The organism is Ekhidna sp., assembly GCF_039960695.1.
Classification (GTDB): Bacteria; Bacteroidota; Bacteroidia; order Cytophagales; family Cyclobacteriaceae; genus Ekhidna.
On sequence record NZ_JBDVKP010000019.1, the window covers coordinates 79,690 to 103,564 of the forward strand.

Below are 23,875 nucleotides of genomic sequence, written 5' to 3' on the forward strand. Positions count from 1 at the left end.
ATCTAACCAAATTATCCAATTAAAAATTAGATTAATAATATTTTAAGTGAACAACCGAAATTGTGAGTGAACGACATTAGAGGATAGCTATTCGTTCTTGAAACTCTGTTTTGTATGTCCTTCCGATAGGTATTTTTTCATCTCCTAAAAAAACATACCCGCCTTTGATCATAGTGATATGATCAATTCGAGCCGCGAAGGATTTATGAGTTCGTACAAAATCCGATTCGGGAAGCTTCTCCAACATAGATTTTAATGTCTGGCTAATTAATAACGCTTTATCTGAGCATACAATTTTTGTGTAATTGTCCTGGGCTTCCAGGAATATCACAGAAGGCAACTCTAGCTGGATGGTTCCACTTTTTTCACGTATATATATGGTTGAGTTTTCCTTGCTTTGATCCGACTTGTAAAGAGCCATTTCCACATTGATTCTTATATCATGCTGGTTGAATGGTTTGAGCAAATAGGCCAATGGATTGGTGACTTTTGCCCGAGTTACTGTTGTAGGATTGTAATAGGAGGTGATGAAAATAAATGGTGTCTTCTGAGACTCATTGATCTCATGAGCCAGGTCAATTCCATCTTTTTCACTGGAAAGATTAATGTCCAGGAGAATCAAATCAAATTCTCTTTTTTCAAGCGCTTGTTGAGCATCCTCATAGCTCATGGCAAACTCGATGGTATCGATACCTAAATCTTCCAAAATGAAACTCAGGTCCTTGGCAATTAATGGCTCATCTTCGACAATAAGTATCTTTCTATCCATCTAGACCAGTTTATACTTGCTAATATTAAGCATCACTGAAGTACCGCTTTGAGTATTTATTTGCAGTGTTGCTTTTAGCTTCATTGCCAGCGAATCGATCAGGACCATTCCAAAAGATTTTTCAGATGGTGCACTTTTTGAGCCTATACCATTATCACTGATTTCAAGTTTCAACTCATTATCAACCTCCTTCAAACCAACCTTAATTAATCCTTCTTCTGACTCGGGGAAGGCATGCTTCAGCGAGTTGCAAATCAATTCATTCAAGATCAATCCGATTGGGATGATTGTATCTACATCAATCATCAACTCGTCCACATCGTACTCGAACTCTACGTTGGTATCTGTGGCGTAAGATTGCTTGAGTATCTCAGCCAAATCTTCGATGTATTCCTTGGCATTGACACCCGACAGGTTGTTTTCCTGGTAGAGCTTTTGATGAATAAGGGCCATGGACTCAACCCGTGTTTGCCCTTCATTCACCGCACCCAGTGCACTTTCGTCTGTGATGAATCTGGATTGCATGCTGAGTAGACTGGATACAACTTGTAGATTATTTTTCACACGATGATGAATTTCCTTAAGCAACGTTTCTTTTTCAGACAAAGACTTAGAAATAATTGCGTTGGCTTTGGCTTTAGATCTAAATAAAATGAATAACATGACTGATCCAAGAATGACAAGTGCTGATATAAGTAACAATATATTTCGTTGGTTTTGCGATTGCTGCTGCTGGATTTGAAGTTTTACAATTTCATTTTCCTTTTGTTCCGTTTGATATTTCTTCTCCAAATCACTTGTTATACGCAATCGCTCTTGATTTGTAATTGAATCATGATCTGCTTGATATAATTTCTGATACTTATAGGCTTTTTGAAAATTATTTTGGACAGCATATAGTCGAGCAGCTGTACTATTTCTCTTGCTTCGAATATTTATATCATCATAAACTTTAGCCAGTTTTTGAGCTTCTAATAAGGCGGCTTCAGCCTTTCCGTAATCTTCTAGTCCAATGTATGCTATTGTAAGCCCATTGAGGTTGGTGAGCGTACTGTGATGATCACTTATTTTTTTGAAGAGTGGTAGTGCTTTGTTAATGTATTTTAAGCTGCTATCGTATTCCCCTTTATACAAATAATTGTTGGCGAGACCTTCATAGATTGATCGTATAATCCATTCATCACCGCTCTTTTCAGCGATTCGCTCTCCGCGTTTTAGGTATTGATGGGCTTTGTCCAGCTTTTCCCATTTATTTGAAATGGCAGCCAGATTAATAAGTGAGGCAGCTACTCCAATTGAATCACCTAATATGCTATCGAGGGTGATGCTTTTTCTATAATATTTCCAGGATTGATCCATATCTCCGTTATAAAAGAATAGCACGCCAAGGTTATTATACACGCGACTGAGTTCAGACTTATTTCCAGAGGATTCGTAAAATGTAGCAACTTCTAAGTACGTTTCCGCAGCTTTTTCTACTTCGCCTTTTATGTCATAAACGATCGCCAGCATACTCTTAGCCCGAGTGATTTCCAAAGCGATATTTCTCTCCTCCCCGAGCTCCAGTGCTCTCACAGCGTAGTATTCTGCGGAATCAATATCAGAATAGGAATACTCCCAGGAAAGGTCAATAAGAATGGAATGTTGTTGATCTAAAGTGCTGGTCTTTAGGCGCAGTTTAAGGCTGTCAATCAATGTAGAATTCTGACCAAATGCCGAAAAGCAGATCAGTATAAAAATGATGGCTATGTATTTCATCTTAAAAGGATCAATCAAATTAATCAATCCTATGGATATGGCTAATTGGATTTAAAACCTTTTGCAAGCTCATTTATGGCGGGTTTACCCTCGGGCGTAAAATTATGATTACCATCATCGTCTCGCTCACTTGTTTGCCACTGCCATATCATGACCCCAGCCATCCATTCTTGCTTCCAAGGTTTTTCGAAGAAAGCTTGATAACAGTAGGCTTGGGTTCTTGTAGATATCTGTTGAAAAATATTCTCAGTAAAATTCTCCCATCCCCATGGATATCGTGCAGCATCCGGTGTGCTTTTATAACCCAGCTCTGTGAAAATGACTTTTTTGTCAAATGCTTTGCTGATTGAATCAATTTCAGAAAGGTGTGGATCCCATCCGGAAAGCACTTCATTGTATTTAGGATAATTTGTATTAGCTACTGGAAAATAGGCCTGAATTCCTATGTAGTCCAACTTATCCCAGAAAGTGATCTCCTTGAACTCTTTGTCCCAGTTGGCTCCATAGGTGATCTTTCCAGAATATACACTTCTGACTGTATCAATCAGCGAAACCCAGAATTGAGGACGTTTTGTAGTGGAAATATAAAATTCGTTTCCCATGCAGAAGTACGGCAAATGATGTTCATCGCTCAGTCGAGCATAATGTAGAATAAATTCCGTGTAGCTTTTTTCCCACTGCTGCCACTCTGATTCTGTTGCCATCGCTATATCTGCCCGCCATTTTCCATCACTCGGATTTGAAATCCAGATGTGGGGTTTAATGATCACCTCCAATCCCAAGCTTTTACTGGCTGAAATAAATTCAGCATAAGCAGAGTCTCTGCGTGAATTTGTGCTATTGTATACTACATCAGGTGAGTTATAATCTTCCTGATAGGCATAAGGCACCAAAATGATGTGTTCAATATTAGCTGAATTCAGTTTTTGTAAATGGACAGAGTCGATTCTTCCAAATACGTGTATTCCTCGGACCTTTTGATCTTCAAGGTGATAACGATTGCTGATGTCGGATGTATTGTATGCAGCTTCATCCCATTTGTATTCGAATTGTTCACTATTCTGATACCAGGTTGACCACCTGACAAGCAGAAAAATGATGGTTACAGGAAGTATGAAAGAGTAGCCAAAACGCTTAGCTAATCCGCTAAATCTCCCTTTTTTGTAGCCTTGTACCCAAAAACCTATCAAACGAATGATTAGGTAGGGTAGGCAAAGAAAAATCCAGAAAAGCGGCGCGGATATAAACTGCTTTAACATAGAAGGCATTCTATCGAGGTATTCAGAAATTGAAAAATCATTTACTATAAATAGAATACCAACTGCTATCAGTACCAAAAAAAAGGAAATGAGGATAGATGCTAAAAACCAAAAGATTTTTTTCTTAGTCATTCCATCCATAAACGATCAGAAGATTGAGAGGTTAAAACTCGCTGATAAAGTGGAACTCAATATCCGGGAAATTGTCCTCTACCATTTGAAGCCATGCTTTAGACTCTGCCATAAAAACCAGTTTACCTTCCTTGTCTTTGGCTATATGACGCTGTTTGTCCTTGATAAATGCATCTAACTTAGATGGATCAGCAGAGCTTATCCAGCATGCCTTGTAAATATTGACGGATTCAAATTTGGCATTTGCCCCATACTCATTCAGCAGCCTATGCTGTAATACCTCAAATTGGAGGGCACCCACAGTACCGACTACTTTTCTAGAGCCGAGCTCAAAGGTGAATAACTGCGCCAAACCTTCATCCATTAGTTGGTTCAATCCCTTATCCAGCTGCTTGGATTTCATTGCATCCATGTTTATCACTTCACGGAACATTTCCGGAGAGAAGGATGGGATTCCTTTGTACAATCCTTTTTCACCTTCACTTAGTGTATCTCCGATTTTAAGATTACCTGTGTCATAAAGCCCAACTATATCTCCGGGAAAAGCTTCTTCCACCGTTTCTTTTTGCTGAGCCATAAATGCAGTGGCATTTGAAAATCGAATCTTCTTATCGTCTCTTACATGATAATAGTTACTTCCTCGTTCAAACTTCCCCGAGCAAACCCGCACAAAGGCAATTCGGTTTCTATGCTTCGGATCCATGTTTGCGTGAATCTTAAAAATGAAGCCGGAAAATTTCTTTTCGTCAGGAGTAATTTCTCGCTCTTCGGTTTCTCTTGGTTTAGGAGGGGGAGCGATATCGGTAAAGCAGTCAAGAAGTTCGCGAACCCCGAAGTTGTTAACAGCACTACCAAAGAATACAGGTGCAACCTCACCTTTTAAATACGTTTCAGCATTAAATTCATCATAAACCCCATTCACCAACTCTATTTCCTCTCTCAGCTCTTTCACCAAGGATTCAGGCAATCTTTTATCTAATTCAGGATCATCAACCCCTTTAATCTCGACCACATCGTCCACTCGCTTTTGCTTGTTGGGCTCATAGAGGTTTAGGTTATTTTCGTAAATGTTGTAAACACCTCTCAGTGATTTTCCCATTCCTATTGGCCAACTCATGGGTCTAACCTTAATGGCAAGCTTTTCTTCAATTTCATCAAGTAACGTGAAGGCATCCTGACCTTCCCGATCGAGCTTATTGATAAAACAGATCACCGGAGTATTTCTCATCCGACACACCTCCACGAGTTTTTCTGTCTGTTCCTCCACACCTTTCACACAATCGATCACCATGATTACACTATCTACGGCAGTAAGTGTCCTGTAAGTATCTTCCGCAAAGTCCTTGTGGCCAGGAGTATCGAGAATGTTGATCTTAAGATCTTTGTATTCAAATCCCATGACAGAGGTCGCAACCGAGATACCCCTTTGTTTTTCAATATCCATCCAATCTGAGCGAGTGCCCATATCGATTTTGTTTGATTTCACTGCTCCGGCAGTTTGAATAGCCCCTCCAAACAATAGAAGCTTTTCTGTCAATGTTGTTTTTCCCGCATCCGGGTGGGCAATGATTCCGAAAGTTCTACGTCTACCAATTTCCTGCTCCAGTGTCATATTGATCAAATTGAACCGCAAAATTAGCCAATAGGTACCAGCATCGCATCACTCACTAAAAGAATGATCCTTATGTGTAAGAATTGAAATATATTTCACTTACTAAATGTCACCTATGGATTCAATAAAAGAGAGAAACAAAATTTACCGTGAGGAGCTTTTTAGACATCTGGATGGAATAGCAATAGCTCCGGTAGCCCATGAACTGCATGATCATGGGGTATTGTCTCATTTACTTGAAGTAAAAGCTTTACCCATTCAAGATCTAGTATCAAAATTCAACGCGAATGACGGTTATTTAAATGTCGCACTTAGACTTTTGGCTTCTCAGGGTTGGCTGAGCTACAGCGTAAACAATCCCGAGAAAACAATTACCATTGAAACAAATGAGCAAAGCGAGAGTGCTTTCAACTTGGCCATTCATTACAAGGAAGTTGTAGACTTAATGAAGTTTTCAGCCAGCTTCCATACCAGAAAGTTTGAAAAAGAGCCGTTTGAAGTTTGGAATGGAATAGCAAAGAAACTTATGCATGGCCATTTCCCAATCTCTGATAATCAAAGCACGAAAGTCATTCAAGAACAGGTTCTTAAACACATAGAGGGTGTATTGGTAGGTCCAAGTACTGTACAACTGGGTATGGGTGGGATGTTTCATAAGTACTTTATGGATATGTCCTTTAGTCCGTCTGAGTATCATCAGGATCCAGAAAGCTTTGAACATATATTGGATTTTTTCACTCATTTGGGATGGTTTCAGAAAAAAACAAATACCTATAAATTCACTGAAAAAGGTCTGTTTTTTGCCAAGCGATCTCCCGCTTACGGAGTGACGGTTTCTTACATCCCTACATTCAGAAGTCTGGATGAACTCATCTTTGGAAATCCTGAAGTTTTGAAGGTTGGCAAAGGGGAAAAAGAGAAAGGGGTAGATCGAGAAATGAATGTATGGGGAAGTGGGGGAGCTCATGTTGCTTATTTTGAAAAAGTCGATGATATCATCATTGACTTGTTTAACAAGCCGATTGATGAGCAGCCAAAAGGAATATTGGATATGGGCTGTGGCAATGGCGCATTTCTTATTCATATTTTTGATGTGGTTTATCATAAAACCAAGCGAGGTAAGCTACTGGAAGAATATCCACTCTTTCTAGTTGGAGCAGACTATAATGAAGCCGCGCTTAAGGTGACCAGAGAAAACTTAATTAATGCTGACGTGTGGGCTAAAGTAGTCTGGGGTGATATTGGAAATCCTCAGCAACTGGACAGGGATCTAAATTCGAATTTCGAAATGAATCTGGCTGATTTATTGAATGTACGAACCTTTTTAGATCATAACCGCATGTGGGAAGAAGCTGATGAGCAAGTTGATAATGCAAGTATTTCCACCGGAGCATTTGCAACAAAGGGTAGGTTGCTTAGCAACAATGTTGTTGAATCAAATCTCAGAAACCATTTGAATAAATGGAAGCCTTATATTCAAAAATTTGGATTGATTGTAATCGAATTGCACGGGCTAGATCCAAAGCTGACTGCTGCAAACCTTGGTAAAACTGCGAGTACTGCATATGAAGCAACACATGGTTTTTCGGATCAATATATCCTGGAAATCGATAGTTTCGATAAGGTGATAAATGAAGCAGGTCTCTCAATAGATCCCAGGTATCGGTATAAATTTCCAAATTCAGAATTGGCGACTGTCAGTATCAATTATCTAAAATAGCTTTCAATTCCTTTCGGTATTTCCTTCCAATCGGAATGATAAAACCTCCTACTATCAGGTCATTATAAGTGTGCTTCTCTACCATTCTTAAATTCACAATGAAGGATTTATGAGATCTTGCAAAATAATGCGGAAGTAAAACTTCTGCTTGAGAAAGGCTTTGACGAATAAGATGTTTTTTCTCAGCATGGTAAATGCAATAATTTCCATTGCTCTCTACATGAGTCAATTCATTCGGATTGAGGTGAATGGTCTGCGCCCCATCTTTCAGGATTATTTTAGCTTCCGATTGCTTTTCAGGCTCTTCCTTTTGCCAGGCCTTAATAAGTCCGAACATAATGGAAGGGAGATAAAAGAAAATTCCGTTCATCAAAATCTGACCCCAAAGAATCTCCATCGAAAGTTCTTTTGATAAACTCCAGTAGAATAGCGCATAGAAAATAATGTCAAGAACAGCTTCAATAAGACTTACCTTCAGCAAGGTGATTGATGATTTTTTTAATGCTTTTGAAAGGTCCTCTCTGGCGTTATCCCTAATATGAGTGCTACTGTTATAAAACAGATAAATGTTTAGGATTACTCCATAAAAACTTGGGATAAGCAGTGAATAATCATCACTGTGAAAAGGACCCATAGTCACACGCCAATCGGGTATGTTAATCATGATCAGCCCCACCAACCAAATGATGGCATGCACTTTTTTCTCCTTAGCTGATAGAATGGGAAATAAGTTATTCAGCTTCATTTATCGCAATAATAGTCGATCATATACAAATTTCGGTTGTTTGTCACAACCCTGGTCCGCAAGCTTATTTGCGTGCATCATTATCACGAATGTTGCACAGTCAAAAATTAACTAAATGAAAAAGACAATATTAATTTTAATGATGGCTTGGACTACCATATGCCATGGACAACTAAAAAAACTATATGGTCGGGAGGCTGCTTATCAACACTTCAACGGAGTAGTCCTAATCCAATCTGATGATAGCATTAGGATGGCAGAATGTTATGGGACTTCTGATGGTCAGGTGCCAAACGAGTTACATACCCGATTTGATATTGGCTCAATCACCAAGCAGTTTACAGCAGCAGCAATTCTCCATTTGGTAATGGATAATAAAATTAAGTTGCATGATTTTATTAATCCACATTTAGGAGAGTACCGTTCCGAGCGATGGAAGAAGGTTACAATACATCAACTTCTCACACATACCTCTGGTATATCAAGCCTGTATCAAACGGAGCAGGGACTGGAAGTATTTTTTCCTGAATCAAAAGAGATATCGCTGGACGAATTAATCTCAAGATTTAGGGAAGCAAAGTTACTCTTCTCTCCAGGGGAAGAATTTAGCTACAGCAATTCCGGATATATTCTACTTGCTGCCATCATCGAACAAGTATCAGGACTTACCTATCAGGATTATATGCTTGAAATGTTTAGCAAGTATGAATTGCAGGAGACTTCTTTTTCACGAGATTCCGATTCAGCTTTTCCGTTTTATGGATATCGTAGTGATTTATTAAAAAATGCACCTATTTACCATTATTCATGGTTCAAAGGAGCAGGAGGTGTTTATTCTACAGTCGGTGATCTTTCTAAATGGGTTGAAATAATTACATCATATGAGTTTTTAAATGAAGAGCTGAGAGCTTTGTTTTTAAAGCCACATATTCCTTTAGGTTACGGGTATGGATGGCAGTTTGATGGGGCATATATTCAACACGATGGAGGAAACGCAGGTTTCATTAGTTTTCTAAGCTTTCATCCAAAAACAAAAGATCACATTGTTGTTCTGACCAATCGAAGTTTCGAGGATATCACCATGTTTGGTAAAAGTGCAGATTATGTAAGAGAGCTAGTAACCAAATCCTGGAGCTCGATTAAAGGGGAAGATATTGAAGTGTTACCAGCGTTGGCGCGATGGCCATTGACAACCGGGAGCTTTACCATAGATGAGATAAGTGTAGAAGTAAGCGAAAATGACACAAGTCTTTGGGTTTCAACATCTGAAATGCCGCCTTCAAGAATTATTATCAACACTACTTTGGAGGCAAATGATCAACAGTCCTTGAAAATGGTTGAGATTGCACGCTTTCTCGAAAAAGGAAAATATTGGAGTCTGGCAGGTCATTGTGATGGAGAAATGAAGTTTGTTATGTACTCAGGGATGATGTCTATAGGCATGAGAATGATGATGAATCAGGTGGGAAAAATGACGAACATTATACCCTACTATGTAGATGAAAGTCATGGGTTGCTACGTATGAAAGGTACGGAAAGGATTCTTGACCTAATCGTTTACTTTGATTCGGAGGGTCTGATTCAGGGAATCTTTGAGCATGGGAAGTATGAGCTAGATAATAAGTTGTCAATGCTGGCATATCCACTTGGAAATAACTTGTATTACCTCGATGGATTGCCTTATGGTGAAAACTCTGCCAAATTAAAGATCCTGGAAGATAAGATCGTATTCTATCAGTTGGATAGATCTGTCTCCGGCAGGCGTCAATGATTTTATGGAAACCTGGCCTAATGTGGTTGGTGTTTCTTACTTTCGAGTAATGAGAGCGCCATTCAGATATGTTCTTTACATAGTTATCGGATTTTTGATCTACCAAATCATTGATTCAGGAGAAACAGGATTTACACATTCGGAAGTGAAAACCACTTTAATCATCGGGATGGTGATTGTTTTTATTCTCCTTCTGATAGTCCGTATTATCAAAAATAGATACGATAATAGAGGAGAGGAATGACCTCAAGATGCGCTGTTTAACTGCCATATCTTTCTGAAAACGTTAATTTCCCAGCATTTTGGCAAGAAATAATCCAGACTAACTATTTATCCCTGTCAATGTGTCATAATTTTTCCTTTGGCACATCCATTGATAATTCAAAAGTGAAATTTGAATTAACGAATAACAGATAAATCATAGAAATGGGAAAAATCATAGGTATCGACTTAGGAACTACCAACTCTTGCGTCTCGGTAATGGAGGGGAATGAGCCGGTAGTGATCCAGAATAGTGAAGGAAGAAGAACGACCCCATCCATCGTAGCGTTTCTCGATGGCGGTAAGGGTGAAAGAAAAGTAGGTGATTCAGCCAAAAGACAGGCGATTACCAACCCACAGAACACAGTAAGCTCAGTGAAGCGATTCATGGGTAAGAAATTTTCTGAGGTTAAAGCTGAAATGAAGAATGTGTCTTACGGGCTAGAGTCTGGAAGTAACGACACAGTTCGAGTGAAGATCGGTGACAGAACATATACTCCTCAGGAGATTTCTGCGATGATTCTTCAAAAAATGAAATCAACTGCTGAGGATTTCCTTGGACAGGAAGTGAAAGAGGCAGTAGTAACTGTACCTGCATACTTCAACGATGCAGAGCGTCAGGCTACTAAAGAAGCGGGACAGATAGCCGGCCTTGATGTGAAACGAATCATCAACGAGCCAACAGCAGCTGCTTTGGCTTATGGGTTGGACAAGAAAGATCGGGACATGAAGATCGCAGTGTATGACCTTGGAGGTGGTACATTCGATATTTCAATATTAGAACTTGGAGAAGGTGTATTTGAAGTGAAGTCTACAAACGGAGACGTTCACTTAGGTGGAGACGATTTTGATGGTGTGATCATCAACTGGTTGGCAGAGGAGTTTTTGAGTGATGAGAACATCGATCTTAGAAAAGATCCGATGGCACTTCAGCGATTGAAAGAGGCTGCAGAGAAAGCTAAAATTGAACTTTCCAGTTCTTCTGAAACAGAGATCAACTTGCCATACATTATGCCGGTAGACGGAGTACCAAAGCACTTGGTAAGAAAATTGACGCGAGCAAAGTTTGAGCAGTTGGCAGATGACCTGGTAAGAAGATCAATGAAGCCGGTAGAGGCAGCTTTGAAAGATGCAGGTCTTTCTACTTCTGATATCGACGAGGTGATCTTGGTGGGTGGTTCTACGCGAATCCCTAAGATCCAGGAGGAGGTTGAAAAGTTCTTCGGTAAGAAGCCTTCAAAAGGAGTTAACCCGGATGAGGTTGTAGCAATTGGTGCTGCAATTCAGGGTGGTGTATTGACTGGGGAAGTGAAGGATGTACTTCTTCTTGACGTGACTCCACTATCACTTGGTATCGAAACCATGGGTGGTGTGTCTACGAAGCTGATCGAGTCAAATACGACGATTCCTACGAAGAAGTCTGAAACATTCTCGACTGCTGCAGACAATCAGCCATCTGTGGAGATTCATGTACTACAAGGTGAGCGACCAATGGCGAAAGACAACAAGTCAATCGGTAAGTTCCACCTGGATGGAATACCACCAGCGCCTAGAGGTGTTCCTCAGATTGAGGTAACATTTGATATCGATGCGAATGGTATCCTGAATGTGAGTGCAAAAGATAAAGGCACTGGTAAAGAACAGAAAATCAGAATCGAGGCATCTTCAGGATTGACTGATGCGGAAATCGAAAAAATGAAGCAGGAAGCTGAAGCAAACGCTGAAGCGGATAAGCAAGCCAAAGAGAAAGTAGAGAAAATCAACCAGGCAGATTCATTGGTTTTCCAAACGGAGAAGCAGCTGAAAGAGTTTGGGGACAAACTTTCGGAAGGCAATAAAACGGCCATTGAAGGTGCGTTAACAAAGCTAAAGGAAGCGCATGGTAAGCAAGATCTTGCTGAGATTGACTCTGCAATGGAAGCACTAAATGCAGCATGGCAGGCAGCTTCTCAGGAAATGTATGCAGCACAGCAGGAAGCCGGAGGAGCTGACGCTGGCGCAGAAGGAGCTGATCCGGGAGCCGGAGCTTCAGAAAATGGTTCTGCAGATGATGTGTCTGATGTAGAATTCGAAGAGGTAGAAGAGGAGAAAAAATAGCCGTTGGCTATTGGCCTTTAGCGATTAGCTTTTGGCTCTGATTTTACCCTGGATATAGATTATGCCCTTCTCGAGAAATCGGGGAGGGTTTTTTTATGTTCCATCCATATCCCCTTGCGATGCGACGGAGGAGCGCGACTTGGGGATCTCAAAGCCAAAAACTTTCACTCAAAGATTCCCATGATTCAGATTCTCCTTTGGTCATCCTCTCAGGGGAATATAGCTTGACTTTATGGTTTTGATCCATAATCTATTGGGATGTTTTGTTTTCGTAAATAGAACAAAGACGTATTTCGCCGACTTCATAGTTTAATCACATAATGACAGCACTATGGAAATCTATTTGTGATAGAACGAAAAACCTATCAACAATCTAAACAAGATCATTTAGAAGCAGTTTTAATTTAGGTAGTGATAGGTCCTCTCTGAGAAATCGGGGAGGGTTTTTTGAGATGCTTCGTACCTCAGCATGACAGCACAGGGCTTGATTGCGGATTGATTAAGGTCTTAAATTGAATTAAAATCGAAGTGTCATCCTGAACGCAGTGAAGGATCTGAACCTAAACCAAACAATCTCTCATATTCGCTTATTTTTTCAGCTGACCGCTGATCGCATCGAAAAGATCATGCGGATTAAAAGGTTTGGTCACCACGCCATCAAGTCCGGCTTTGCTTGTTTTGGTCGCTTTTTCAAACATGGCAGAAGCGGTTAGTGCGAGAATAGGTACTTTATAGCCTTTCTTTCGAAGAATCCGGGTAGCCTCATATCCATCCATAATTGGCATCTGAAGGTCCATCAAAATAATGTCATAATCTGACGATTCTACCATGCTTATTGCTTCTTTGCCATTGCTGGCTATATCGACTTGCATTTCCCATTTCTCAAGTAGTCTCTTGGCAATAAGTACATTCATCTGATTATCCTCTACCAAAAGGACTTTATGATCAGTAAGTTTTAGCGCATCTCTTTTTTCACTTACCTCCAATTCATCTTTTATTTCAAGGTTTAGTGAGAAGTAAAATACGGACCCTTTATTGAGTTCACTTTTCAGATAAATTTTGGATCCCATTTGCTCAACAAGCTGTTTGGTGATAGAAAGACCTAAGCCAGTGCCTCCATATTTTCTTGTTGTTGATGAGCTGGCTTGCTGAAACGACTGAAAAATCCTCTCTCTTAGGCCTTCACTGATTCCAATCCCCGTATCCTCAATTTTAAAGATTACCTCGATTGTTGAATCTTCAAGTATTCCTTTTGAGACAATGAAATTCACACTTCCTTGTTCCGTAAATTTTATTGCATTTCCAATTAGGTTGGTGAGAATCTGATTGACTCGTGTCTTATCCATTTCAACAATTGCCGGCAGACTGTCATCATAATTGAAATTGAGCGTTATGTTTCTGGTTTCTGCAATGGATTTAAAGACGTTATGAATATTAGAACAAAATTGTCTTAAATCTACGTTTACAAGCTCTAATTCAAGCTTACCGGCATCAATCTTACTGTAGTCTAACACGTTGTTAATAAGTGTAAGTAGGTATTCGGAGGAATTTCTTAAGTTGTTCAGGTCTACTTGCTGATCTTTTCTTGGCTTCTCTTCAATGAGGTGATATGTGGTTCCAATGATGGAGTTTAGAGGGGTACGTATCTCATGACTCATAATGGATAAAAAGTCCGTTTTTGCTTTTGCGGCATTTTCAGCTTCACGTTGTGCCAGTCTCCAGGATTCAGTAAAGTGTTGAGAAAGTATAAGTGATTGGAAGAGGAAGAAAATGAGTTGTCCGATCATGGATACCCACAATATCTCTTCCACGATATTGAGGTAGGCCATGGACTTCATGCAGAAGACCACTAAGATGCCGATGGTACTGTAAATGGAATATCTTGCTCCCTTTTTGCCTCTGATTATGGCTCTAAAGAAAACAGACCCAGCGAAAAACATTCCCAGCAAAACGAGCAGTAAAAAAGGCTCATTCAATCGAGTAAAGATTCGCACTGGCAAAAGTGTCATCAAAGCCCAAATCAAGGATAGGTAAATGAAAAAATTCGCAACTTTCCTTGGGGTTTCTTCAGGAAACAGGTGCTTCAGATACAAGCAGAAAAAGAAGGCGGTGAGGTAAAAAGTACTGTACTCGATGGTCATTCCAAGTCGATAAGGAATGTCTATCAGGTCATGCAAAACGTAGTTGCCCCAACCAATAATCCGATAAGCATATACCAGGCAAAAGAGTGCAAAGTACAGCACCATTTTTTCATGTCTACCGTACAGGTAGAGGCCTAGAAAAAAGAATGCGCCCATGATTAAACACCCCGCCATAAACACATCGTATACGTCGTTGATGAACTTTTCATTCATCATATAGTCTAGCGTGCCGAGTGTGATTGTGGATCCAAGACCGCCCTTACTATGGACAAAATTTGAAATGTGAATGACCAGGTGCAGCGTATCACTTTTAATATGACCGAATGCTACCATGTTGTGTTTTCGTCCGGGCTGTTCATCTTCCTTACTGATGCCCGGGACACCCATGTTAGCTAAAAGTTGACCATTTATGTATAGCTGATATGCACTAAAGAGATCAGGAACTTTTAGTGCTAGTGGAATGTCAGTATCCTTGATAATTGTAAGGGAGTACGATCCATACCCCATCGCGGATAAGCCACTTTGATCCCATCTTTTAGGTACTTGAATGAGGATGGGATTCTCCCCAATTCCTGTTTTCGGATCTATAAATTGTGATTGATAAAATTTCCACTCGCCATTGAGGCTCAATGATTCCTGACGTTGAAAATCATGACTGATTAGGTTTAATTGTCCTGACTTTGGTGCTTGCCCAAAACAAAACTCATAAGAAAATATGAGAATTAATCCTCCAATTAACCTCCATAGCATACTTAAATTAACCTAATATGGAGGAATTTGAGAGCTTTTTTACTAGAATTCTTTCCGTCTACTTTCCATAAAGCGAATTCAAATCAATGGCTAATTATTTCTATCAGGCATGATTTTTAGCGCATCTTTGCGAGCATAAATAAGATACAGAGGCGTGAAACTAACCATCAAAACACTTTTCGGATTTGAAGATATACTTGCGGAGGAGGTCAAAGCTCTGGGCGGAGAAAAAGTTGAAAAAATCACGAGGGGTGTAAAATGCGAAGGGAATCCTGCTTTTTTATACCGAGCAAACCTATCTCTACGAACAGCATTAAAAATACTTGTACCGATCTATACATTTCATGCTCGGGATGAGAAGCAGTTGTACAACAAAATGATGGAATTTGATTGGTCCAATTTTTTGGATGTAGACCAAACGTTTGCCATTGATCCTGTTATTTTTTCTGAGGTATTTACCCATTCCAAATATGTAGGTCTGAAAGCAAAAGATGCAATGGTTGATCAGTATCGCAACAAGTATAGAAGGCGACCATCAATCGATACGGATAAACCGGATGTACTATTCAATGTACATTGTGCTAATGATTTTTTCACGATCTCCATGGATAGCTCAGGTGCTGCTTTAAATCAGCGGGGATATCGTGAGGAGGGTCACCGAGCTCCGATGAACGAAGTGCTGGCTGCCGGAATGGTTATTTTGTCCGGATGGGATAAGAAGTCACCATTGGTTGACCCAATGTGTGGTAGCGGTACAATTCTAACCGAGGCTGCTATGCTTGCCATGAATATGGGGCCTAATTTGAAACGTAAAGAGTTCGGATTCAGAACCTGGCCGGAATACAGTCCCATCCTGTTCAATAATGTTAAAACGGAGGAATTGAACAAGATGCGTAAGCCAAGTATGGATATCACCGGAATTGATATCGATGATAGTGCAATAACTCTGGCACGAAAAGCATTAGGGAAGATTGGCTTGCGACGTGAAGTGAAAATCAAAACAATGGATTTCAGAGAGTTTAAACCGATCAATGATAAGGGCATGATTATCACAAATCCTCCATATGGAGAACGAATTGGTGATGATATTCTGGAATTCTATAAAACCCTGGGAGATGCATTTAAGCAAAATTTTACTGGATATGACGCCTGGCTGATCAGTTCTAATAAGCAGGCATTGAAACAAATCGGACTGAAAGATTCCGAAAGAATCAAGCTTTACAATGGTAAGCTTGAATGCGATTTCTGCAAATATGAATTGTATTAAAATTTCAACCTGACCAACTTTCCTTTTCCTACTTCATCTGTCACGATGATGATCAGGTTAGTGTAGTCGCTTTCATCAAATTGCGCAAAAGTTTCATTGCCTAGTAACGCATTTGCTAATAAGGGAATGGTGTTAGAATGACCAGATATTACTACTGTTCCACCTGCATGCTTTTCTGCTAGAGAGCTTAGCCATTCACCTTTGGCATAAGGATCGTAATCCAGAACATCCAATCCTTTCAAGTCAGCTATCGGTTGCAGTGTTTCCTGTGTGCGCTTAAATGGGGTGGAGTAGAGTGCGGTAATTTCTTGCTTGGAAAGCATTTCAGCCAGGTCGGCGGATCTGCTCACCCCTTCTTCATTTAGTGGAGGGTTTCGTGTGCCATCATCAGCCTTTTCTGCATGTCGGACCAAAATAAATGTGGTTGGATCTTGAGCAAAAGTGATTAAGGCAAAAACGAAAAGAAGGGTAGTAAGAAGTAGCTTTTTCATATAGGAATTTAATTAAAAAATGTCATCCTGAGTGAGTTTTAAAAAATCTTTACTTCACTCAGAATGACACCTTGAATCTTCTTATCTACTTATTTCGGATTCAAAATTGCATCGATGCGTTTCTGAATATCCTGGAGGTGGAAACGCGAGGTTGCATTGTTTTGCCTTGCCAGCCCACTTCTTACGTCTCTCTCCAACCTACTTAATGTAGCTCTGGCAATAGATGGAATATCTGAATTTGAAAATTCATCATTGTCTAAATTCATCAACTCACCTAATCGATCTACATGCTCTTTTTGAAGGTTTCTTCTGTAAGTGTCGATGGTTCTGCCATTGTACAACTCACTCCAGATTCCCTGACGCATGTCGGTGAAAAGACTGGTGATGGTGTATGCCTCATTCCCATTTAATGCCTCATTTTCGATCATTCTCATAAGCATCTCTTCTCTGGTCAATCGATTTAGTATTCGAACCTGGATGCCTCGCATTCGATCAACCAAACCATCCTGCTGTATTCTGCTGAGGATTTCAGCATCGACCAGCCAATTAGGAGTGGCGAAAAGTTGCTCATTTAAGAACTTTACAGCTCGTTGCTGTTTGTCTTTCTCAACATGGGTATATACTGCCCCATCCTGATCTGAGGTTTTGAAGTATTGATAAACACCACCCACATTCGTGACAACATGACCATTATACCTGTTGAATTGATTTACGACATTTCCATAAAGTTCTTCCAGGTTATCATAGTTTTTACCGTCTTCTGTAGTCCATTCCATTAACCTGTCGGTAATCCGTTTCAGGTTTCTAATGCCCAATTCACTAGCAATCATCGCATCATGCCCAATATCTTCCGTTTGGGATGTTGGATCTACTCCGTTGGCTTGGCCATACCTGTAAATAAGTTCATCGGATTTTTCTTTGATCCACGTATTTAGGATGTCTTCCTCATCATCCGGCGAACTCACATTAGCTATAGGTTGGTAGCCATACTGAGTAACCCATAGATCGTATTCCCCGATTCTTGGGAAGAAATTAGTAATTCCATCCTCCGGCTGTGCCACGTAATTGAATCGTGCATAATCCATAATGGAAGGCGCTACCCCATGAGTGTCCGTAAATTCCTTGTTACGAAGTTGATCCACCGTATAGGCTGGAGAAGACCCCATGTTATGAGGGTATCCTAGTGTATGACCTACCTCGTGTGCAGCAACGAATCGAATGAGTTCACCCATTAAATCATCGTCAAATTTCACTCGTTGAGCCTCAGGATTTACCGCAGCTGTTTGTACGAAATACCAATTCCTAAGTAGGTTCATTACGTTGTGATACCATAAGATGTCGCTTTCGAGAATTTCTCCTGTACGAGGATCGTGCACGTGAGGACCTTGTGCATTTTGAATGTCTGTAGCGATGTATCGAATTACCGAATATCTAACGTCTTCCGGGCTCCATTCCGGATCTTCTTCCTTACTGGGAGGGTCTTTCGCAAGAATGGCGTTTTTAAATCCGGCAGCTTCAAATGCAACTTGCCAATCTTCAACTCCTTGTTTGATATATTTTCTCCATTTCTCAGGAGTAGCAGGATCAATGTAATAAACAATAGGTTTTACGGGTTCAACTAATTCGCCATTGTTAAATGCATCCCAATCACTAGGTTCTAATCTCCACTTAGTAATAAATCTGCGTTGAGCAGCCTTTTGTTCATCAGAGCTGTAGTCAATTTGTCTAAGGGAGAAAAAACCAACTCGTTCGTCATGATACCTGGGAACCATCGGATCATCTGGTAGAAGAATCATGGACTGATTCATTTCTATCGACAATGTTTCAGTTAGGCCATTTGCCGGTAGTTCATCACCTCTGTACGTAAGTATGTGACGTACTTCCACATTTTCCGGAAACGACTTTACTGAGGTGATTAGTGATCTTGATTTATCGATTCCTTTGATTTTGAATCGCTTTCTTTCAAAGTCTCTCAATCCGCCGATCATCGGGATGTCGCTGGAAAAGAAATCGGTTACTTTGATTACATAGGCTGAAGAGTCTTCTTTCATCGTTTCTAATGAAAAAGTCTCTATAATTGGTTCAAAGTTGTTGTTCTTTACTGAGGTGTAAATAGGCTCATCTTCATCAGCTACATTGTTGAATGAAACGGAACGCATAAGAATTTTGCCTCCCATTTTTTGAAATCTGATCACTTGTTGTGGTCTTGATTTCATGCCTGCCCCACCGAAATTGAGCCCTTTGACATGTCCTGCAATTCTTGAAACAATCAGTATTTCCTTTTCCAAAAGATCTGAAGGAATTTCAAAATAGAAATCGTCAGCAACTTGATGTGAAGTAATTAAGCCTTCATCAGAAATGGCCTCATCGGTTATTACCTCCGAGTAATCCTTCAGGCCATTCTTCTTTTTCTTGGGTGCTGCCTGTTCGGTATCATCACCTTTCTTTTTTTTCTTTTTTTGAGCTTGAGTCTCTATAGAAAATCCTACAAAAACCAAAGCCAACATGAGTGTAAATAGTTGTCTCATACTATTGGGGTTAAATTTATTGGCAACTTAACCACCAAGTGTGTGAAAAGGATTTGGTTTTATGTGAGCGGTAGCTATCAGGATTCACTTATCACCTCAAATGTCACTCTTCTTTCATTTCCCTTTTCATCTGTAAGTCGCAGGACATGCATGCCTTTTGAGAGAAAGACTTCTAACTGATGATCGGAGCTGGTTTTTCCATAAAATTCTTCTCCAATACTCCAAAATAAGGTTGAAGACGCATTCTGATGAGAAGCCTCTAACACGACTCTGCCTTTTTCACCATCGAGTGTTACTGGAATAAACACCCTACTGTTAGCATTTGGATAGATAATTTCGATGGGGTTTCTGGTTCCTGCTTTGCAGGATGGGAATAATGGCGGAATACCATTGTAATCAGCATGGTTTTTTGAATAATAATAGCCCATAGATGGAGGTAAAACAAAATGGGTTTGAGGAACCGACTCTGCCAATGAATAACAAGAGCTGTTTACTCGGAAGGTTAGGCTTTTATCCATTTGAAACTCCTGATGGTAGGTGCATACTCCACTATTTTCCGCATTGAGAGGCACCATTTTTTGCTCTGATGGACAGAGGGCATTGGCGATCATTCCTGATTTTGTGCAAATCATCCTTTGTTTCATGCGTGGCTTCAATTTTTCAAGCCAATTTGTATCGTGATAAGCCAGCCGTATCAATTCAAGCAAAACGGGAGCAGCTGCATTGATGCCCGTCAATCCTGCCCGTCCTTCACCATCTGCATTACCGACCCAAACCCCCACAAACACATTTCCATTTAACCCGACAGCCCAAGCATCTCTAAATCCGAAACTCGTACCGGTTTTCCATGAGATAAGCTGGGAAGACGAAAATGACCTCCATTCCTGTTCTTCCGATGGGCGTGATAATTCTGTCATTGCGTCAAAAGTGTGCCAAATGGCAGCTGGATCCAGGTTCACTTTTTGAGATTGAATTGAACTGCTTGTATATGAGATGTCTTGCGCTGAAACACCAGCCAAGCGCTGATACATCTTTACATAAACGTTCGCCAGGTCCCACATCTTCACATCTGCTCCTCCAAGTATCATAGACAATCCATAATGTCCAGGTGGTTTATCCAATGTAGATATCCCTAATTTTTTAAGGTCGAAATGAAATTTTTCATAGGAATGATCTCTTAACATGTAAGTGAATGGAATATTGAGTGATTTGGCCAGTGCCTGATTTGCCGGAATAGCACCTTCATAGCCCCCGGAAAAATTCTTTGGACTGAAGCCTCCAAAAAAGGTAGGGATATCGGGAAGTAGAGTTTCAGGTAAAATTCCACCCTCGGAAAGTGCATGAGCGTAAAGGATGGGCTTCAAGCTACTGCCGGGACTTCTCGATTTCTGAATAATGTCTACCTGATAGCCCTCGGCATTGGGATCGGAGGTATTTCCTATATAAGCCAGCACTTTGGCAGTTTGAAGATCAATAACAATTGTAGCTAAATTGTCGACACCATTTCCCATTTGTTGCGCATGATGGCGCTCCAAAATTTGTGTTGCTCTCGATTGCCAAAAAGGATCCAGTGTAGATTGAACAATGGATTCAGGGTTAGTTTCCTGAATGGTAGTTAGCAAATGCGGAGCTTTTTGTGGAATAGGATAAGGCTTTTCGGGCAGCTCCTCTAAGAGGCTTAATTCGTAGGTTCTTTGATCGATTATCTGATGCTCTTTTAAGGTTTCAAGCAGTCGATTTCTTTTAGCCAGGTATTGCGCATTGGATCGACCCGGGTATATGGCCCCAGGATTATTAGGTAAGACTGCCAGTGCTGCGGATTCTCCCCAACTTAATAGGTATGGTGGTCTGTTGAAATATCGCCAGCTTGCGGCTTCAATCCCAACTACATTCCCCCCAAATGGAGCCATGGATAGGTATTTGGTCATGAGCTCTTTTTTCGAATATTTCAACTCAAGCTTAATCGCCAGACCTATCTCGATGAGTTTTTGCCAGACCGTTCGATCCCGACCTCTCATCATTCTGGCAATCTGCATGGTCAGCGTACTGGCTCCACTAACGACCTTTCCTGCCCGGATATTTTGAATAGTAGCTCTTCCAATCGCGAGTGGATTCACCCCCGGGTGTTTATAAAAATGGCGATCCTCAAAGTATTGAATACAAAGTTTTAGTTTTTGAGCAATAGAATCCGGTTCGGGAAACCGCCACTGTCCGTCTTTCGCAATGGTGGCGGCTAAAAGATTGCCATTTCGATCATTTAGAACCGTGGAATATGAATAAGCAGGCTCATTCAAGGGATAGATAAAAAATAGGAAACCAATCCCCAGAAATAAAAAAAGCAGGCTTTTCTTCGTTCGATTGAGTTTGAAAAGCCTGCTCATACTTGTTATGAAGTGGTGATTAATTAAAACCTCTTCTTTCCAGGATAGCTTCGAATTTTGGTTCTCTTCCCCGGAAATTCACGTACATTTCCATGGCATCTCGTGTACCTCCTTTAGATAGTATATGCTCACGATATGCATTGGCCGTTTCCTTATCAAAGAGACCATTTTCTTTGAAAGCACCAAATGCATCTGCATCCATCACTTCAGAGTTTAAGTAGCTATAATACCCAGCCGAATATCCTTCCGGGCTTGAGAATGCATGCGAAAAATAACCGGTTCTGTAACGAGGTACAATCGCGTCAATCATGCCAATTCGATTCATTTCAGCTTCTTCAAATTCATCTGCTCCTATGGTGATTGGTTCGGAAATCGTATGGTAGGCCATGTCCAAATAGGAGGCAGCCATGTATTCAACAGTACCAAAACCCTGATTGAATTGACCTGCATTTTTTATTTTTTCAACCAGATCAGTTGGCATTACATCACCTGTTTCGTAGTGGAAAGCATAGAGCTCCAGCATTTTAGGTTCAAAAACCCAATTTTCCATAACCTGAGAGGGGAATTCTACAAAATCTCGAGGTGTTGACGTTCCTGAAATAGATGGATAGGTACAATCGGAAAGTAAGCCATGGAGCGCATGGCCAAATTCATGAAAAAGTGTTGTTGCCTCACCCTGTGAAAGAAGTGATGGTGTATCCCCTGATGGTTTGGTAAAGTTTCCTACATTGGTAACAATTGGAATGATACGGTTGCCATCCATATTGCTTTGACTTCTGTAGGTATTCATCCATGCACCACCTCTTTTGCTTCCTCTGTAAAACCAGTCAGACAGATAGATACCAATCAGTTCACCTTTTTCATTCTTAACTGTATATGCTCTGACATCTTCATGATACTTCGGAATATCGGTTTGTTCCTCGAATGTCATTCCAAATAATTTGTTTGCAAGGGTGAAAGTGCCATTGATTACATTATCCACTTTTAAGTATGGTCGGATTTCATTTTCATCCAGGTTATACTTTTCTATCTTAATTTTTTCAGCATAGTGCCACCAGTCCCACGGCATGATGTCAATGTCAAAGCCTTCCTTGACAGCCATTTCTTTCATCATGTCTCGCTCATTCTTTGCAGCTTCAATAGCAGCTGGCCAGACTTTATCTAATAAGTTGTAAACTTTATCAGGAGTGTCAAGCATACGCTCTGCTAAAACATAATCCGCCCAAGTGTTGTAGCCTAAAAGTTTTGCTTTTTCTAGTCTTACATTGGCTAATTGTACAGCCAGATCTTTATTGTCGTTCTCATCATCATTATTGCCTCGATTGATGTATCCTTTTTTCAACGTTTCTCTCAAGTCTCTTCTAGTCGAGTAAGTAATGAAAGGGTAGAGGCTTGGGCGATGAGTGGTAAAAACATATTTCCCTTCATAGCCCCTTTCTGCAGCAGCATCTGCTCCCGCATTGATGAGGCTTTCTGGGAGACCATCTAAGTCGCTTTCTTCCAGCACCATCTCAAACTTATTCGTCTCTGCCAGCACATTTTCACCAAATGCTACTGAGAGGGAAGAAAGCTGCTCATTCAGTTCTCGCATTTTTGTTTTTTCTTCATCAGATAATGCAGCACCCGCCCGTACGAATCCGGTATGATAATCTTCTAAAAGCTTATTCTGCTCAATCGTAAGATCCAATTCTGATCTTTGGTCGTAAAGCGTCTTAACGCGCTCGTAGAAATTTGCATTGAGGAAAATATTATCTCCATGGGCAGATAACTTTGGACTAATGACTCTTGAAATTCCCTGTAGCGAATCATTGGTATGTGCGGAAGTCAAATTGAAGAATACGTTGCTTACTTTATTTAGCAAGTCTCCGGACTTTTCGAAAGCGGTAATGGTATTTTCGAAGGTTGGAGCCTCTTCATTATTGGCAATTGCCTCAACCTCCGCAATTTGTTCGGCCATTCCATCTTCAAAAGCCTGCGTGTAATGCTCGTCTTTGATCAGTTCAAATGGAGGTACTTCATAGGGTGTATCCCATTCCTTATAGAATGGATTTTCTGTTTGCATTTCGGTATTTTCTGATTGAGTTTGGCAGCTGAATAGTACTCCTCCAGCCAGGACAAAAAGTAGTTTTCTCATAGTATAGAGTCTTTAGGTTGAATAGGTAAATGTAGTAAAGAGCTCAGAGACAATTTCTC

General features: G+C 40.4%; 15 protein-coding genes. 5 read left to right on the top strand and 10 right to left on the bottom strand.

Annotation, left to right across the window (positions count from 1 at the left end; all coding sequences use genetic code 11):
• Positions 1-76 precede the first annotated feature (76 nt).
• Genes ABJG98_RS14020 through ABJG98_RS14035 form a run of 4 tightly spaced genes read right to left on the bottom strand, consistent with a single transcriptional unit; the run spans position 77 to position 5,530 of the window.
• Complete coding sequence (locus tag ABJG98_RS14020; protein ID WP_348280166.1) at positions 77-769, bottom strand: response regulator; 693 nt, start codon at positions 767-769, stop codon at positions 77-79.
• Positions 770-2,527, bottom strand: coding sequence for a histidine kinase dimerization/phosphoacceptor domain -containing protein (locus tag ABJG98_RS14025; RefSeq protein ID WP_348280167.1), 1,758 nt, complete (start codon positions 2,525-2,527; stop codon positions 770-772).
• Positions 2,528-2,568: 41 nt separating this feature from the next.
• On the bottom strand, positions 2,569-3,918 hold the full coding sequence (locus ABJG98_RS14030) for a hypothetical protein (protein ID WP_348280168.1): 1,350 nt from the start codon (positions 3,916-3,918) through the stop codon (positions 2,569-2,571).
• 31 nt (positions 3,919-3,949) lie between these two features.
• Entirely contained in the window at positions 3,950-5,530 is a 1,581-nt protein-coding gene (locus tag ABJG98_RS14035; RefSeq protein ID WP_348280169.1) for a peptide chain release factor 3, read from the bottom strand.
• Between the two features lie 115 nt (positions 5,531-5,645).
• On the opposite strand from ABJG98_RS14035, the gene ABJG98_RS14040 reads away from it, so the two are divergent.
• A complete protein-coding gene (locus ABJG98_RS14040; RefSeq protein ID WP_348280170.1) occupies positions 5,646-7,250 on the top strand; it encodes a class I SAM-dependent methyltransferase in 1,605 nt (534 codons plus the stop codon).
• On the opposite strand, the gene ABJG98_RS14045 is transcribed toward ABJG98_RS14040, so the two are convergent.
• Complete coding sequence (locus ABJG98_RS14045) at positions 7,234-7,995, bottom strand: LytTR family DNA-binding domain-containing protein (RefSeq protein WP_348280171.1); 762 nt, start codon at positions 7,993-7,995, stop codon at positions 7,234-7,236. The genes ABJG98_RS14040 and ABJG98_RS14045 overlap by 17 nt on opposite strands.
• A gap of 115 nt (positions 7,996-8,110) precedes the next feature.
• Here ABJG98_RS14045 and ABJG98_RS14050 point away from each other — a divergent pair, with 115 nt between their 5' ends.
• From ABJG98_RS14050 to dnaK, 3 genes are all read left to right on the top strand, one after another.
• Positions 8,111-9,766, top strand: a complete 1,656-nt coding sequence (locus ABJG98_RS14050; protein ID WP_348280172.1) for a serine hydrolase domain-containing protein — start codon at positions 8,111-8,113, stop codon at positions 9,764-9,766.
• Positions 9,767-9,770: 4 nt separating this feature from the next.
• Positions 9,771-10,010, top strand: a complete 240-nt coding sequence (locus ABJG98_RS14055) for a hypothetical protein (RefSeq protein WP_348280173.1) — start codon at positions 9,771-9,773, stop codon at positions 10,008-10,010.
• 182 nt (positions 10,011-10,192) lie between these two features.
• Positions 10,193-12,124 carry a molecular chaperone DnaK gene (gene dnaK / locus ABJG98_RS14060; protein ID WP_348280174.1) on the top strand — a complete coding sequence of 644 codons (1,932 nt, stop codon included), beginning with the start codon at positions 10,193-10,195 and terminating at the stop codon, positions 12,122-12,124.
• A 587-nt stretch (positions 12,125-12,711) separates the two neighbouring features.
• Here dnaK and ABJG98_RS14065 read toward each other — a convergent pair.
• Positions 12,712-15,015 (bottom strand): response regulator, encoded by a 2,304-nt coding sequence (locus ABJG98_RS14065; protein WP_348280175.1) that lies wholly within the window; start codon positions 15,013-15,015, stop codon positions 12,712-12,714.
• A gap of 154 nt (positions 15,016-15,169) precedes the next feature.
• On the opposite strand from ABJG98_RS14065, the gene ABJG98_RS14070 reads away from it, so the two are divergent.
• Positions 15,170-16,282 carry a THUMP domain-containing protein gene (locus ABJG98_RS14070; protein ID WP_348280176.1) on the top strand — a complete coding sequence of 371 codons (1,113 nt, stop codon included), beginning with the start codon at positions 15,170-15,172 and terminating at the stop codon, positions 16,280-16,282.
• On the opposite strand, the gene ABJG98_RS14075 is transcribed toward ABJG98_RS14070, so the two are convergent.
• The 4 genes from ABJG98_RS14075 to ABJG98_RS14090 all read right to left on the bottom strand — a co-directional run bounded on the left by ABJG98_RS14075 (position 16,279) and on the right by ABJG98_RS14090 (position 23,816).
• On the bottom strand, positions 16,279-16,773 hold the full coding sequence (locus tag ABJG98_RS14075; protein WP_348280177.1) for a phosphoglycerate mutase family protein: 495 nt from the start codon (positions 16,771-16,773) through the stop codon (positions 16,279-16,281). The genes ABJG98_RS14070 and ABJG98_RS14075 overlap by 4 nt on opposite strands.
• Positions 16,774-16,862: 89 nt before the next feature.
• Positions 16,863-19,301 (bottom strand): zinc-dependent metalloprotease, encoded by a 2,439-nt coding sequence (locus ABJG98_RS14080; protein WP_348280178.1) that lies wholly within the window; start codon positions 19,299-19,301, stop codon positions 16,863-16,865.
• A gap of 77 nt (positions 19,302-19,378) precedes the next feature.
• Positions 19,379-21,682, bottom strand: coding sequence for a penicillin-binding protein 1C (pbpC, locus tag ABJG98_RS14085; protein WP_348280179.1), 2,304 nt, complete (start codon positions 21,680-21,682; stop codon positions 19,379-19,381).
• 19 nt (positions 21,683-21,701) lie between these two features.
• Positions 21,702-23,816, bottom strand: a complete 2,115-nt coding sequence (locus ABJG98_RS14090; RefSeq protein ID WP_348280180.1) for a M3 family metallopeptidase — start codon at positions 23,814-23,816, stop codon at positions 21,702-21,704.
• Positions 23,817-23,875: the final 59 nt, after the last annotated feature.

What these genes read in the sequence shown, in the direction of transcription:
- ABJG98_RS14045 (WP_348280171.1), bottom strand. Translation starts at nt 7,995, where the DNA reads ATGAAGCTGAATAACTTATTTCCCATTCTATCAGCTAAGGAGAAAAAA.
- dnaK (WP_348280174.1), top strand. Translation starts at nt 10,193, where the DNA reads ATGGGAAAAATCATAGGTATCGACTTAGGAACTACCAACTCTTGCGTC.
- ABJG98_RS14065 (WP_348280175.1), bottom strand. Translation starts at nt 15,015, where the DNA reads ATGCTATGGAGGTTAATTGGAGGATTAATTCTCATATTTTCTTATGAG.
- ABJG98_RS14050 (WP_348280172.1), top strand. Translation starts at nt 8,111, where the DNA reads ATGAAAAAGACAATATTAATTTTAATGATGGCTTGGACTACCATATGC.
- ABJG98_RS14075 (WP_348280177.1), bottom strand. Translation starts at nt 16,773, where the DNA reads ATGAAAAAGCTACTTCTTACTACCCTTCTTTTCGTTTTTGCCTTAATC.
- ABJG98_RS14020 (WP_348280166.1), bottom strand. Translation starts at nt 769, where the DNA reads ATGGATAGAAAGATACTTATTGTCGAAGATGAGCCATTAATTGCCAAG.
- ABJG98_RS14080 (WP_348280178.1), bottom strand. Translation starts at nt 19,301, where the DNA reads ATGAGACAACTATTTACACTCATGTTGGCTTTGGTTTTTGTAGGATTT.
- pbpC (WP_348280179.1), bottom strand. Translation starts at nt 21,682, where the DNA reads ATGAGCAGGCTTTTCAAACTCAATCGAACGAAGAAAAGCCTGCTTTTT.
- ABJG98_RS14030 (WP_348280168.1), bottom strand. Translation starts at nt 3,918, where the DNA reads ATGACTAAGAAAAAAATCTTTTGGTTTTTAGCATCTATCCTCATTTCC.
- ABJG98_RS14055 (WP_348280173.1), top strand. Translation starts at nt 9,771, where the DNA reads ATGGAAACCTGGCCTAATGTGGTTGGTGTTTCTTACTTTCGAGTAATG.
- ABJG98_RS14090 (WP_348280180.1), bottom strand. Translation starts at nt 23,816, where the DNA reads ATGAGAAAACTACTTTTTGTCCTGGCTGGAGGAGTACTATTCAGCTGC.
- ABJG98_RS14025 (WP_348280167.1), bottom strand. Translation starts at nt 2,527, where the DNA reads ATGAAATACATAGCCATCATTTTTATACTGATCTGCTTTTCGGCATTT.
- ABJG98_RS14040 (WP_348280170.1), top strand. Translation starts at nt 5,646, where the DNA reads ATGGATTCAATAAAAGAGAGAAACAAAATTTACCGTGAGGAGCTTTTT.
- ABJG98_RS14035 (WP_348280169.1), bottom strand. Translation starts at nt 5,530, where the DNA reads ATGACACTGGAGCAGGAAATTGGTAGACGTAGAACTTTCGGAATCATT.